8 protein-coding genes, 2 tRNA genes and 3 rRNA genes are annotated in these 12,267 nt (G+C 55.9%); 12 read left to right on the top strand and 1 reads right to left on the bottom strand.

The window, feature by feature from the left end; translation table 11 throughout:
• The first annotated feature begins 11 nt into the window (after window positions 1–11).
• From ACQVLG_RS06020 to ACQVLG_RS05985, 8 genes are all read left to right on the top strand, one after another.
• Complete coding sequence (locus ACQVLG_RS06020) at window positions 12–740, top strand: YfaP family protein (RefSeq protein ID WP_230542136.1); 729 nt, start codon at window positions 12–14, stop codon at window positions 738–740.
• Window positions 741–1,137: 397 nt separating this feature from the next.
• A 16S ribosomal RNA gene (locus ACQVLG_RS06015) occupies window positions 1,138–2,671 on the top strand.
• Window positions 2,672–2,752: 81 nt separating this feature from the next.
• Window positions 2,753–2,829 (top strand) — tRNA-Ile (locus ACQVLG_RS06010).
• A gap of 27 nt (window positions 2,830–2,856) precedes the next feature.
• Window positions 2,857–2,932, top strand: a tRNA-Ala gene (locus ACQVLG_RS06005).
• Window positions 2,933–3,172: 240 nt separating this feature from the next.
• Window positions 3,173–6,048: ribosomal RNA gene (locus ACQVLG_RS06000) — 23S ribosomal RNA — on the top strand.
• Between the two features lie 165 nt (window positions 6,049–6,213).
• Window positions 6,214–6,326: ribosomal RNA gene (gene rrf / locus ACQVLG_RS05995) — 5S ribosomal RNA — on the top strand.
• The 16S, 23S and 5S rRNA genes sit together here with 2 tRNA genes alongside, the layout of an rRNA operon.
• 96 nt (window positions 6,327–6,422) lie before the next feature.
• Window positions 6,423–7,112, top strand: a complete 690-nt coding sequence (locus ACQVLG_RS05990; protein ID WP_230542477.1) for a response regulator transcription factor — start codon at window positions 6,423–6,425, stop codon at window positions 7,110–7,112.
• On the top strand, window positions 7,099–8,325 hold the full coding sequence (locus ACQVLG_RS05985) for a sensor histidine kinase (RefSeq protein ID WP_230542471.1): 1,227 nt from the start codon (window positions 7,099–7,101) through the stop codon (window positions 8,323–8,325). Before ACQVLG_RS05990 ends, ACQVLG_RS05985 begins: the two co-directional genes overlap by 14 nt.
• A gap of 53 nt (window positions 8,326–8,378) precedes the next feature.
• Here ACQVLG_RS05985 and ACQVLG_RS05980 read toward each other — a convergent pair whose 3' ends face one another.
• Window positions 8,379–8,693: a hypothetical protein gene (locus ACQVLG_RS05980; protein ID WP_474293401.1), complete on the bottom strand. Its 315-nt coding sequence runs from the start codon at window positions 8,691–8,693 to the stop codon at window positions 8,379–8,381.
• On the opposite strand from ACQVLG_RS05980, the gene ACQVLG_RS05975 reads away from it, so the two are divergent.
• From ACQVLG_RS05975 to ACQVLG_RS05960, 4 genes are all read left to right on the top strand, one after another.
• Window positions 8,655–9,236, top strand: coding sequence for a phosphatase PAP2 family protein (locus ACQVLG_RS05975; RefSeq protein ID WP_474293399.1), 582 nt, complete (start codon window positions 8,655–8,657; stop codon window positions 9,234–9,236). The genes ACQVLG_RS05980 and ACQVLG_RS05975 overlap by 39 nt on opposite strands.
• A gap of 62 nt (window positions 9,237–9,298) precedes the next feature.
• On the top strand, window positions 9,299–10,465 hold the full coding sequence (locus tag ACQVLG_RS05970) for a DUF2868 domain-containing protein (protein WP_474293397.1): 1,167 nt from the start codon (window positions 9,299–9,301) through the stop codon (window positions 10,463–10,465).
• Window positions 10,395–10,775, top strand: a complete 381-nt coding sequence (locus ACQVLG_RS05965; RefSeq protein ID WP_474293395.1) for a hypothetical protein — start codon at window positions 10,395–10,397, stop codon at window positions 10,773–10,775. The genes ACQVLG_RS05970 and ACQVLG_RS05965 overlap by 71 nt, the downstream gene beginning before the upstream one ends.
• Entirely contained in the window at window positions 10,772–12,265 is a 1,494-nt protein-coding gene (locus tag ACQVLG_RS05960; RefSeq protein WP_474293393.1) for a DUF3482 domain-containing protein, read from the top strand. Before ACQVLG_RS05965 ends, ACQVLG_RS05960 begins: the two co-directional genes overlap by 4 nt.
• Window positions 12,266–12,267 lie beyond the last annotated feature (2 nt).

Below are 12,267 nucleotides of genomic sequence, written 5' to 3'. Positions count from 1 at the left end.
TGATTCCCCTGATGCTGTTGCCACTCTGGGCGCAGGCCCAGGTCGTCATCGATGCGCCGAAGGGCGGCTGGCGCAATTCGGCCGGCGCGCGCGAAGACTATACGCAGGCGGTCAATTACCCTGCCGCCTCGGTCAACCTGCAGCCGGGCCAGGCCGAAACGGCGCAGATACGGGGACGTATCGCGGGCGCCGTCAAGGGCAAGCCCGCCACCCTGGTGGTCAACGGCGTGGCGATGCCGATGGAAGTGGGCGAGGACGGCAGCTATGGGCGGCCGTATGGATTCGGCAGCGGCTCGAATAGCGTGGAAGTACGCTCGCCGGATGGCAGGAGCCGCGCGCGCACCCAGTTTGTCGACAGCTACCAGGGCAAGACGCAGGCGCGCTTGCGCATCGTGCTGTCGTGGGACAGCGCCGGCACTGACCTCGATATGCACGTGGTCACGCCGGACGGTGGCCACGCCTGGTATGGCAATCGCGTCTTGAAAGATGGCGGCGCGCTGGATGTGGACGTGACCACTGGCTATGGCCCGGAAATCTTTTCCAGCGCGGCGCCCGTGAAGGGCAACTATCACGTCTATGTGAATTACTACGGCAGCGGCGAGAACACCGCCATGCTGACTGTCGCGCGCATATCGATCATCACCAATGAAGGCACGCCGCGGGAAAAGCTGCAGAGCTTCCAGGTGCCGATGCGGGCCGCCGGCGAGCTGACCTTGGTGAAATCGTTCGTGTTGCCATAAATGGCTCTTGCGGAGCCGCAGCGCCTTGGCTATAATTCGCCCCCTCGCTGAACGACGCATGCAAATGCAGCGTAAAGTGAGGAAAAAGAAGGAGTTGACGGATGTAGTAGTGAAATGCTTCATACTCTTCCTTCTTCGCAGCTGACAAACACAACGCTTTGTCGATAGCGCGAAAGCAGTAACCGAATACAGTTCTTTAACAATTAACAGTCGATAAGTGTGGGCATTTGATGTAAGTGCAGCGGCGATCTTCGGATTGCTGTAATACTTAAAATATATCAAATGTTCACAAGAAATAATGAAATAGGATACTTCTTCGGAAGTAGCCTGTCAGTTTTTTGAGTGAGCGACCCGTCAGCAATGACGGTGCCTGTAAAAGGGCAAAGTAACAGAGATTAAACTGAAGAGTTTGATCCTGGCTCAGATTGAACGCTGGCGGCATGCCTTACACATGCAAGTCGAACGGCAGCACGGAGCTTGCTCTGGTGGCGAGTGGCGAACGGGTGAGTAATATATCGGAACGTACCCTGGAGTGGGGGATAACGTAGCGAAAGTTACGCTAATACCGCATACGATCTAAGGATGAAAGTGGGGGATCGCAAGACCTCATGCTCGTGGAGCGGCCGATATCTGATTAGCTAGTTGGTAGGGTAAAAGCCTACCAAGGCATCGATCAGTAGCTGGTCTGAGAGGACGACCAGCCACACTGGAACTGAGACACGGTCCAGACTCCTACGGGAGGCAGCAGTGGGGAATTTTGGACAATGGGCGAAAGCCTGATCCAGCAATGCCGCGTGAGTGAAGAAGGCCTTCGGGTTGTAAAGCTCTTTTGTCAGGGAAGAAACGGTGAGAGCTAATATCTCTTGCTAATGACGGTACCTGAAGAATAAGCACCGGCTAACTACGTGCCAGCAGCCGCGGTAATACGTAGGGTGCAAGCGTTAATCGGAATTACTGGGCGTAAAGCGTGCGCAGGCGGTTTTGTAAGTCTGATGTGAAATCCCCGGGCTCAACCTGGGAATTGCATTGGAGACTGCAAGGCTAGAATCTGGCAGAGGGGGGTAGAATTCCACGTGTAGCAGTGAAATGCGTAGATATGTGGAGGAACACCGATGGCGAAGGCAGCAGCCCCCTGGGTCAAGATTGACGCTCATGCACGAAAGCGTGGGGAGCAAACAGGATTAGATACCCTGGTAGTCCACGCCCTAAACGATGTCTACTAGTTGTCGGGTCTTAATTGACTTGGTAACGCAGCTAACGCGTGAAGTAGACCGCCTGGGGAGTACGGTCGCAAGATTAAAACTCAAAGGAATTGACGGGGACCCGCACAAGCGGTGGATGATGTGGATTAATTCGATGCAACGCGAAAAACCTTACCTACCCTTGACATGGCTGGAATCCCCGAGAGATTGGGGAGTGCTCGAAAGAGAACCAGTACACAGGTGCTGCATGGCTGTCGTCAGCTCGTGTCGTGAGATGTTGGGTTAAGTCCCGCAACGAGCGCAACCCTTGTCATTAGTTGCTACGAAAGGGCACTCTAATGAGACTGCCGGTGACAAACCGGAGGAAGGTGGGGATGACGTCAAGTCCTCATGGCCCTTATGGGTAGGGCTTCACACGTCATACAATGGTACATACAGAGCGCCGCCAACCCGCGAGGGGGAGCTAATCGCAGAAAGTGTATCGTAGTCCGGATTGTAGTCTGCAACTCGACTGCATGAAGTTGGAATCGCTAGTAATCGCGGATCAGCATGTCGCGGTGAATACGTTCCCGGGTCTTGTACACACCGCCCGTCACACCATGGGAGCGGGTTTTACCAGAAGTAGGTAGCTTAACCGCAAGGAGGGCGCTTACCACGGTAGGATTCGTGACTGGGGTGAAGTCGTAACAAGGTAGCCGTATCGGAAGGTGCGGCTGGATCACCTCCTTTCTAGAGTTTGCACGAATCATGTAAATGATTCACGCATCAAATGTTCACACTTATCGGCTGTTAATATAAAGAACAGCATTTGGGGCTGTAGCTCAGCTGGTTAGAGCACCGTGTTGATAACGCGGGGGTCGTTGGTTCGAGTCCAACCAGCCCTACCAGTTTCTGTAGTCTGGAAATACCCTAGGGGGGGATTAGCTCAGCTGGGAGAGCACCTGCTTTGCAAGCAGGGGGTCGTCGGTTCGATCCCGTCATCCTCCACCAAAAGTTCAAACGTAAATCAGCGCAGATGGCGCCGGGATTTAGGTTTGGTCTTTTCGAGATCAAGTGCTGTATGTTCTTTAACAATCTGGAAGAAGTAAAGATTATTTATTGATCGGTTTGCCGTAACAAGCGAATCGATGGGTAATGATTGTATGTATCAACAAACAAGCAACAACGTTGTACTTTCTTATCCCTGTAGCGCTCTTTTCGTTTGAAAGAATGAAGAGGCTAACGTTATAGGGACAAGCGAATAAGTGCACATGGTGGATGCCTTGGCGATTACAGGCGATGAAGGACGTAGTAGCTTGCGATAAGCTGCGGGGAGTGAGCAAACACACTTTGATCCGCAGATTTCCGAATGGGGCAACCCACCCTTTTAGGGTATTGCATACTGAATACATAGGTATGCAAGGCGAACGCGGCGAACTGAAACATCTAAGTAGCTGCAGGAAAAGAAATCAACCGAGATTCCCAAAGTAGCGGCGAGCGAAATGGGAAGAGCCTGTACGTGATAGTCGGACCGATAACAGAATCCTCTGGAAATAGGAGCCATAGTGGGTGATAGCCCCGTATGTGAAATCGGACCGGTGGTACTAAGCGTACGACAAGTAGGGCGGGACACGTGACATCCTGTCTGAATATGGGGGGACCATCCTCCAAGGCTAAATACTCGTAATCGACCGATAGTGAACCAGTACCGTGAGGGAAAGGCGAAAAGAACCCCGGAAGGGGAGTGAAATAGATCCTGAAACCGTGTGCATACAAACAGTAGGAGCGGACTTGTTCCGTGACTGCGTACCTTTTGTATAATGGGTCAGCGACTTACATTCAGTGGCAAGGTTAACCGAATAGGGAAGCCGTAGAGAAATCGAGTCCGAATAGGGCGATCAGTCGCTGGGTGTAGACCCGAAACCAAGTGATCTACTCATGGCCAGGATGAAGGTGCGGTAACACGCCCTGGAGGTCCGAACCCACTAATGTTGAAAAATTAGGGGATGAGCTGTGGGTAGGGGTGAAAGGCTAAACAAACTTGGAAATAGCTGGTTCTCTCCGAAAACTATTTAGGTAGTGCCTCAAGTATCACCATCGGGGGTAGAGCACTGTTATGGCTAGGGGGTCATTGCGACTTACCAAACCATTGCAAACTCCGAATACCGATGAGTGCGAGCTTGGGAGACAGACGTCGGGTGCTAACGTCCGGCGTCAAGAGGGAAACAACCCAGACCGCCAGCTAAGGTCCCAAAGATTGGCTAAGTGGAAAACGAAGTGGGAAGGCTAAAACAGTCAGGATGTTGGCTTAGAAGCAGCCATCATTTAAAGAAAGCGTAATAGCTCACTGATCGAGTCGTCCTGCGCGGAAGATGTAACGGGGCTAAGCCAGTCACCGAAGCTGCGGATATCTAGCAATAGATATGGTAGGAGAGCGTTCTGTAAGCCTGCGAAGGTGTCTTGTAAAGGATGCTGGAGGTATCAGAAGTGCGAATGCTGACATGAGTAGCGATAATGGGGGTGAAAAGCCTCCACGCCGTAAGCCCAAGGTTTCCTGTTCAACGTTCATCGGAGCAGGGTGAGTCGGCCCCTAAGGCGAGGCAGAGATGCGTAGCTGATGGGAAGCAGGTTAATATTCCTGCACCGTCGTATGATGCGATGGGGGGACGGATCGCGGAAGGTTGTCCAACTGTTGGAATAGTTGGTTTCTGTCTCATAGAAGGCGCTTAGGCAAATCCGGGCGCGGAATTCAAGGGGATGGGACGAGTGAACTTGTTCACGAAGCAATCGGAAGTGGTTCCAAGAAAAGCCTCTAAGCTTCAGTCATACGAGACCGTACCGCAAACCGACACAGGTGGGCGAGATGAGTATTCTAAGGCGCTTGAGAGAACTCGGGAGAAGGAACTCGGCAAATTGGTACCGTAACTTCGGGAAAAGGTACGCCCCGGTAGCTTGATTGGTTTACTCCATGAGGGTGAAAGGGTTGCAATAAACTGGTGGCTGCGACTGTTTAATAAAAACACAGCACTCTGCAAACACGAAAGTGGACGTATAGGGTGTGACGCCTGCCCGGTGCTGGAAGATTAAATGATGGGGTGCAAGCTCTTGATTGAAGTCCCAGTAAACGGCGGCCGTAACTATAACGGTCCTAAGGTAGCGAAATTCCTTGTCGGGTAAGTTCCGACCTGCACGAATGGCGTAACGATGGCCACACTGTCTCCTCCCGAGACTCAGCGAAGTTGAAATGTTTGTGATGATGCAATCTACCCGCGGCTAGACGGAAAGACCCCATGAACCTTTACTGTAGCTTTGCATTGGACTTTGAACCAATCTGTGTAGGATAGGTGGGAGGCTTTGAAGCGGGGACGCTAGTTCTCGTGGAGCCAACCTTGAAATACCACCCTGGTTTGTTTGAGGTTCTAACCTTGGTCCGTTATCCGGATCGGGGACAGTGCATGGTAGGCAGTTTGACTGGGGCGGTCTCCTCCTAAAGTGTAACGGAGGAGTTCGAAGGTACGCTAGATACGGTCGGACATCGTGTTGATAGTGCAATGGCATAAGCGTGCTTAACTGCGAGACTGACAAGTCGAGCAGGTACGAAAGTAGGACATAGTGATCCGGTGGTTCTGTATGGAAGGGCCATCGCTCAACGGATAAAAGGTACTCTGGGGATAACAGGCTGATTCCTCCCAAGAGTTCATATCGACGGGGGAGTTTGGCACCTCGATGTCGGCTCATCACATCCTGGGGCTGTAGCCGGTCCCAAGGGTATGGCTGTTCGCCATTTAAAGTGGTACGTGAGCTGGGTTTAAAACGTCGTGAGACAGTTTGGTCCCTATCTGCCGTGGGCGTTGGAAATTTGAAGGGGGCTGCTCCTAGTACGAGAGGACCGGAGTGGACGAACCTCTGGTGTACCGGTTGTCACGCCAGTGGCATTGCCGGGTAGCTAAGTTCGGAAGAGATAACCGCTGAAAGCATCTAAGCGGGAAACTTGCCTTGAGATGAGATTTCCCAGAGCCTTGAGCTCTTTGAAGGGTCGTTCGAGACCAGGACGTTGATAGGCTGGGTGTGGAAGTGCAGTAATGCATTAAGCTAACCAGTACTAATTGCCCGTACGGCTTGTCCCTATAACCTTAGCAGGTACAGAGGATGAGAAAGTACATGTTGCGTGAATGTTGATCGCAATCATTACCCCTTAGTGTTGTAACACTAATACCTCAATACATAATCCTACTTCTTCCAGATTCATGGCTTTGTCGTCCTACAGGAGACAAACGCCAGTACAAGTTATGCCTGATGACCATAGCAAGTTGGTCCCACCCCTTCCCATCCCGAACAGGACCGTGAAACAACTTTGCGCCGATGATAGTGCTGCAACCAGTGTGAAAGTAGGTTATCGTCAGGCTTGTTATTCGAAAAAACCCCCATCGGTGACCGCTGGGGGTTTTTTTACGTCTGATGGTTTTGTCTGATGCAGCTCAATTCCCCCTACAATGGCGGTATGCGCATCCTGATCATTGAAGACAATCCCGATATTCTCGCCAATCTCTATGCCTATCTGGAACCGAAGGGCCATGTGCTCGATTCGGCCATGAATGGCTATGCCGGCCTGGCCTTGCTGGCCCAGCATGAATACGATGTCATCGTGCTCGATGTCATGCTGCCCGGCCTGACTGGCCTGGAGCTGTGCCAGAAACTGCGCGGCGAATTGCGTAGTAGCACACCGGTGCTGATGTTGACAGCGCGCGATACCCTGCAAGACAAGGTCGCCGGTTTTGACAGCGGCGCCGACGATTACCTGGTCAAGCCATTTTCGCTGCTGGAACTGGAAATTCGCCTGAAAGCCTTGCTGCGCCGCGCGCGCGGGCAAACGACGGGCGCCGCCGTGCTGACTGTGGGCGAACTGCGTTTCGATACGGAAAAATTCGAAGTCTGGCGCGCCGGTCAGGCATTGACCTTGACCAGGACCGGTTACACCATCCTGAAATGCCTGATGAGCGAAGCGCCCAAGCTGGTGCCGCGCGAAATGCTCGAGCATGAAGTCTGGGGCGACGACCGGCCCGACAGCGACGCCCTGCGCACGCACATTCATGCGCTGCGTCAGGTGCTCGATAAACCGTTTGCCTTTCCCATGCTACGCACCATTCCCGGCATCGGTTACAAATTACTGAGTAGCGATGCGTCCGTTTAAATCGCTGAAGCGGCGCATCATCGTCGCCTACCTGCTGTTTGCGCTGGTGGCGAGCATCTTTTTTGCCATCATCGCCGCCATCGCCGTCGAAGGTATCGAAGTGCGCCTGGTCGACGAACGCCTGAAAGAAGTGGCAGCCTGGGCGTCGCCGCGGCATGCGGCCGGCTTGTCTGTCGAGATGCCTGCCGGCTTGAGCTTTCATCATGCCGAGGATACCCCGCTGCCCTTGCGCGGCCTGGCGCCAGGTATGCATGAGAAAACCGTCGACGGCGTCGATTTGCACGTGCTGGTCGGCAACGATGTGCATGGCGAATTCGTCGTCATCGATCATGCCACGGAGTATGAAAAGATCGAGCTGATGGTGTACAGCATGTTTGCTCTCGGTTTTATCGGTTTCCTGATTTGCGCTTCGCTGCTGGGCGCCTTCATCGCCAATCGTTTGATTACGCCGATCATGTCGCTGACGCAGGCCGTCAAGGCCAGCCAGGCGGCCTTGCCGCTGCAAGACAGTGCCGATGAATTGGGGATACTGGCGCGTGCTTTTGCGGCACGTACGGCGGAGTTGACCGAAGTTCTTGATCGAGAACGGTTTTTTACAGGCGATGTCAGTCATGAACTGCGCACGCCGCTGACCGTGATCACGGGGGCGGCGGAAATCCTGATGGAGCAAGGCGGCCACGATCCGCTGGTGCGCTCCGCCTCCGGACGTATCTACCGGGCGGCGCGTGAAGCGACCGATTCCGTGACGGTGCTGTTGCGCCTGGCGCGCGCGCCTGAATTGCTTGAATGCGCGTCACTCTCCGTGGCGGAACTGGCCCGGCAAGAATGCCAGCGCTATCAATCCTATACGGCGGGAAAGTCGCTTACCCTCGTGTTTGCGGGTGGCGAAGATTTTACGGTCAATGCCCCGCGTGAATTGTTGACGGCCGCCATAGGCAATCTGGTACGCAACGCCTGCCAGTACACCTTGCAGGGCGAAGTGATCGTGCGCCTGGCGGGACGGGCACTGATCGTCGAGGATACGGGGCCTGGCTTGCCGGAAGCGGCGCGGGCGCGCCTGCTGCATCAACCGATACCAGCCAGCCTGGGCGGCTCGTCGGGCACCGGCCTGGGACTGGGCCTGGTTCAGCGCATCTGCCTGTATCTGGGCGCCGACCTGGCATTCAAAGTGCGCCCCACTGGCGGCAGCGTGCTGAGGATTGATTTTAGATAAGCTTGCTTTTTGCATGCCCTTAACGAAAACTTAACGCGCTGTTGACGCGTAATTCATGCCGATACTTGTAAGGTGATTCTGAAAGCTCGTCTTGCCTCGTCCGTGTCGTTCACGGCAGGCAGCGTCATGTTCTCTTCATATTGACACTGTACGATGACTTCCATGGCTGCAGCACTGATGCGGCCAGTCCCTTTCATCTCATCAAGTAAATGCGTGCACTCATGTTGTCCAAGCTTAAACTCGTCAAAACGCCCAAAGGCATCGATAGCGTCCTGATGCTGTCGGCCATGCTGATACTCTGGATCGGCAATTACAGCAACCTCGACCTCATGATCGCCGACAGCATGTTCGACGGGACGCGTGGGCAATTTTCCGGTGCTGGCAGCGCGTGGGTGGGCAATTTCCAACTGGGTATGATCTTGCTTGGCTCCGTCCTGATCGGCTTGGCCATCTGGGACACCTTGCATCCGCTGGCCTGGCTTGCTTCACGCCGCAGCGCTTTGCGCGTCGTGGCCCTGTCGGCCGTCTTGGTGCCGCTAAGCATCTATTTTCTCTCTTCTTTCAGCGATGTGCCTTGCCCCACGGATTTGCTGCGCTATGGCGGACTGGAGCCGTACGCGCGCTTGCTGGAAACGATGCCAGCCAGTGCGTCTGCCATGGTATGCCTGCCCGCCACCCAGGCGAACACTGCCTGGTGGCTGCTGGCCTTGCCATTGTTCTGCCTGCCAAGACGGCCACGCACGGCGCTTCTGCTCGCTGCTGTCATGCTGCTGTGCGGTTTGGCGGCAGGCTGGCAGCAACAGTTGCAAGGTACGCAATTTTTTACGCACACCTTGTGGTCGGCGTGGATCGCTGCCTTCCTGATTTATCTCTTGCAGCACTTGTTCCGGGCGGAAGACGCGTTGGCCTGAAACACGAAAGTACGTCACAATCTGCCTGTCGAGTTGTCGTTTCATACAAAAACAGGAGCACCATGAACGAGCAGATTGCGAGAGAAGTGGTATTGGTCCGTGCTATCGAGACGGCCGACCAGAAAAAAGAAGTCCTCAGCGAGGACGACCGCATGTATGCCAGCCGCAGCGCGCGTGAGCTTGCGCAGTGGCAAGCTTCTGGCAAGCAGGCCGAAGTGACGGGTGACGATTTCCTGCAGCAGCGCTCCGAACTGATCATCAAACGCATCACCGAGCGCACCCCCGCTTTCGCCGCGTTCGCGAAACGCCGTAACGGCATGACAACCCTGGCGCTGACCTTGCCCCTGCTGGCCCTGCTGCTGGGCGCCGGGCTCGACCGTATAACGGATCCCCATCGCGTCGACTTGCTGTCAGCGCCCTTGCTGCTGATCATCGCCTGGAATGTGCTGGTTTACCTGGGCTTGCTGATCTGGCTATGCATTCCCTCGCGTTCCCTGGGCTGGCCGAAAGCGGGTCTGGTGCGCCACCTGAGCGTGGGGCGCCTGGCCTTGCCGCGCAAGCTGCCGCACGCCCTGTCCTCGGGCTTGCTCAGTTTCATGGGGGAATGGGCGCACCTGAGCGCGAAGCTGACGACCGCGCGCCTGAGCCGTACCATTCATTTGAGCGCGGCCATGTTTGCCATCGGCGCCGTCGCCTCGCTGTATGCGCGCGGTTTCCTGTCGCAATACGCGGCCGGCTGGGAAAGTACCTTTCTGAATGCCGGCCAGGTGCACAGTTTGCTTTCGACCCTGTTTGCGCCGGCCATCGCCCTGTTTCATTTGCAAGGTTTTTCGCTGGCGGAAATCGAAGCGCTGCGCTTCCCGCAAACGACGACCGTCGAAGGCGGCGCGCGCTGGGTGCATTTGTATGCGGCAACGATTTTCCTGCTGGTCGTCGTGCCCCGCCTGATCCTGGCCCTGGTCAACAACTGGCGCGCCGCGCGCCTGGCGAAACACTTTCCGCTTGATCTCGATCAACCTTATTTCCGCAAACTCAATGAAAGCATCGGCGTGGTCACGGGCGGCATGCTGCGCGTCTTGCCGTACAGCTTTACTGTCGATGAGGCGCGCCACAAGATTGGGTCAACTGGCCATGATGCTGTTTGGCGAGCAGGGGCGCATGATGCTGCGTCCATCGACGTCGTATGGCGAAGAGCCGCAGGAGGTCTTGCGCGGCACCGACTTGAATGATCCGCAAATCAATATCACGGCCGTGCTGTTCAATTTGACGGCGACGCCGGAAAAGGAAAATCACGGCGCCTTCCTCGATTACCTGGTGCAATCGTCGGCACGCGGCATTGCCGTCCTGATCGACGAGTCCAGCTACCTGGAGCGCGCGGGCGAGCAGGTGGATAATGCCGCCCGTTTGGCGGAACGAGTCGCCTTGTGGCAACAGTTCTGCCAGTTCCATAAAACCACGGCCACCCTGGTCAATTTGCTCAATCCTGCCTTGCACCCGCTTGATGCCGGTGTCGGGCTGAAAGTATCGGCAGCAGCATGAGTGTGAATGTGAATAAAGATGTCCGGGATGATGCGGTGCAAATTCAGTTTGCACTGATTTCACACACGAATAATGGCAAGACGACCCTGGCGCGCACCCTGGTGGGCGTGGATGTCGGCGAAGTGCGCGACGCCGCCCACGTGACCGTGTTTGCGGAATCGCATACCTTGCTGGCCACGCCGCAGGGTGATGCCCTGCAACTGTGGGACACGCCCGGCTTTGGCGACTCCGTGCGCCTGCTCAAGCGCCTGGGGCAGTCGGGCAATCCCATCGGCTGGTTCCTGCGCGAAGTGCTGGACCGTTACCGCGACCGGCCGTTCTGGCTCAGCCAGCAAGCGCTGCGCACGGCCAAGGACTCTGCCGATGTGGTGCTGTATCTGGTCAACTCTTCCGAAAATCCCCGGGATGCAGGTTATTTGCCAGCGGAAATGAAAATCCTCGCATGGCTGGATAAGCCCGTGGTGGTCTTGCTCAATCAGATGGGGCCGCCACGTCCGGGCAATGAGGAGCACAGCGAGCAGGCGCGCTGGCGCGAGCATTTGCAGCAATATCCCATCGTGCGCGACGACGTCCTGGCGCTCGACGCCTTTGCCCGCTGCTGGGTACATGAGCGCGTGTTTTATGAGGCCGTAGGCAAATTGTTGCCACAGCCGCAGCAAGCCGGCTATGCACGTCTGTTTGCTGTCTGGCAAGCGCAGAATACGGCACGTTTCCAGCAGGCCATGCATTTGCTGGCCACCCAGCTGGCCGTGGCTGCCCAGGATCGCGAAGCCATCGAGCCGGCGTCCAAGGGCTTGCTGAAATCGGCCTTGCAAGTCGTGGGTATCGGCAAGAATGCAGAGCAGCAACGCCAGGAAAAGGCCATGGCTAACCTGGTAGCGCGGCTCAATACGCACAGCGGCGAAACGACGCGTGAACTGTTGATCTTGCACAAACTCGATCCTACCGATGCGCATAAGATCAATAGCCGGATACGGGAAAATTTCGCCGTGCGCGCGCCGATCGACAAGGCGCAAGCGGGGTTGTTGGGCGCCATGATTTCTGGTGCTGCAACGGGACTGTCGGCCGACCTGATTTCCGGCGGCTTGACGTTGGGCACGGGCGCCTTGCTTGGCGGCGTGGTCGGTGCACTGACATTTGCGGGCGCCGCCTGGGGTTTTAATTCCGGCACGGACCGCAACGAGCCCACCATGCAATTTACCGATGCTTTCCTGCGCACCCTGGTGGTGGCGGGCGTGCTGCGCTATCTGGCGGTGGCGCATTTTGGCCGTGGCCGCGGCAACTTTGTGGAAAGCGAAGCGCCGGCCTTCTGGCAGGATGAAGTCGAGCAAGCGGTGTCGCGCCATGAAGGCGCGCTGGCAGAATTGTGGAAAGACGTGCGCCGGGAAAAGTCATCAGAGCAAGCCGCCGAGCGGGTCTCCCCCGTGATTGCCGCCATCACTTCCGATACCCTGGCGCGTCTGTATCCGGATGTGCCGCGCCTCGTGTAGCG

This window comes from Janthinobacterium sp. TPC_1 (assembly GCF_056037845.1).
Note: the sequence above shows the minus strand (reverse complement) of the source record. Positions and strands in the feature narration are given on the sequence as shown.

Excerpts from the sequence above, each read along its gene's own strand:
- ACQVLG_RS05975 (WP_474293399.1), top strand. The coding sequence starts at position 8,655 with ATGATCGCCGACAGCATGTTCGACGGGACGCGTGGGCAATTTTCCGGT.
- ACQVLG_RS05985 (WP_230542471.1), top strand. The coding sequence starts at position 7,099 with ATGCGTCCGTTTAAATCGCTGAAGCGGCGCATCATCGTCGCCTACCTG.
- ACQVLG_RS06020 (WP_230542136.1), top strand. The coding sequence starts at position 12 with ATGCTGTTGCCACTCTGGGCGCAGGCCCAGGTCGTCATCGATGCGCCG.
- ACQVLG_RS05965 (WP_474293395.1), top strand. The coding sequence starts at position 10,395 with ATGATGCTGCGTCCATCGACGTCGTATGGCGAAGAGCCGCAGGAGGTC.
- ACQVLG_RS05990 (WP_230542477.1), top strand. The coding sequence starts at position 6,423 with ATGCGCATCCTGATCATTGAAGACAATCCCGATATTCTCGCCAATCTC.
- ACQVLG_RS05970 (WP_474293397.1), top strand. The coding sequence starts at position 9,299 with ATGAACGAGCAGATTGCGAGAGAAGTGGTATTGGTCCGTGCTATCGAG.
- ACQVLG_RS05960 (WP_474293393.1), top strand. The coding sequence starts at position 10,772 with ATGAGTGTGAATGTGAATAAAGATGTCCGGGATGATGCGGTGCAAATT.